Raw genomic sequence first — 960 nt, 5'->3', positions numbered from 1 at the left:
GGCTATCTGCTCCTGCTCACCTTCGGCCGGCGCGGGCCGGCCGGCGCCTTTCTTGCCGAGCATTTCGGCATCGTCTTTTCGTTCCGCTGGACCGGCGCGGCGCTGGCCTGCGGCGTCATGGGCTTTCCGCTGATGGTGCGGGCGATCCGGCTGTCGATCGAGGCCGTCGACCGCAGAATCGAGGCCGCGGCCGGCACGCTCGGCGCCAATCCGCTCTGGGTGTTCGCCACCATCACGCTGCCGCTGATCCTGCCCGGCCTGATTGCGGGTGCGATCCTTTCCTTCGCCAAGGCGATGGGCGAGTTCGGCGCCACCATCACCTTCGTCTCCAACATCCCCAATGAGACGCAGACTTTGCCCTCGGCGATCTACACCTTCACACAGGTGCCCGGCGGCGATGAGGGCGCGCTCAGGCTGACGCTGATCTCGATCGTCATCTCGATGGTCGCGCTCGTCGCCTCGGAGGTGCTGGCGCGGCGCGTCGGCCGGCGGATGGACATCGAATGATGCTCTCGGTCGACATCCGCCATCGCCTGGGCGACTTCGCCGTGGAAGCGCGTTTCGACAGCGCCGGGCGGCTGACGGCGCTGTTCGGGCCTTCCGGCTCGGGCAAGTCGACGCTGATCAAACTGATCGCGGGGCTGATCCGCCCGGACAAGGGCCGCATTGCCGTCGATGGGCGGGTGCTGGCCGATACTGAAGCGCGCATCTTCGTGCCGATGCACAGGCGGCGGATCGGCATGGTGTTCCAGGATGCGCGGCTGTTCCCGCATATGAGCGTCGCCGGCAATCTGCGCTATGGCCGCTGGTTCACGCCGGCTTCCGAGCGCTACGCCAAGATGGATGCGGTGGTCGAGCTGCTCGGCATCGGTCATCTCCTCGACCGGCGGCCGGCGAAACTGTCGGGCGGCGAGAAGCAGCGCGTCGCGATCGGCCGTGCCCTGCTTGCCAGCCCGAAAC

General features: G+C 67.7%; 2 protein-coding genes. Both read left to right on the top strand.

The genetic code is table 11. The annotated features are described in order from the left end of the window. On the top strand, nucleotides 1-507 hold a 507-nt coding region (modB, locus tag EOA27_RS38040), incomplete at its 5' end, for a molybdate ABC transporter permease subunit (protein ID WP_127258919.1). After that, nucleotides 504-960: ATP-binding cassette domain-containing protein (locus EOA27_RS38035; protein WP_127258917.1), on the top strand; the 457-nt coding region annotated here is incomplete at its 3' end. The genes modB and EOA27_RS38035, both read left to right, overlap by 4 nt.

This window comes from Mesorhizobium sp. M2A.F.Ca.ET.037.01.1.1 (assembly GCF_003998075.1).
Classification (GTDB): domain Bacteria; phylum Pseudomonadota; class Alphaproteobacteria; order Rhizobiales; family Rhizobiaceae; genus Mesorhizobium.
Note: the sequence above shows the minus strand (reverse complement) of the source record. Positions and strands in the feature narration are given on the sequence as shown.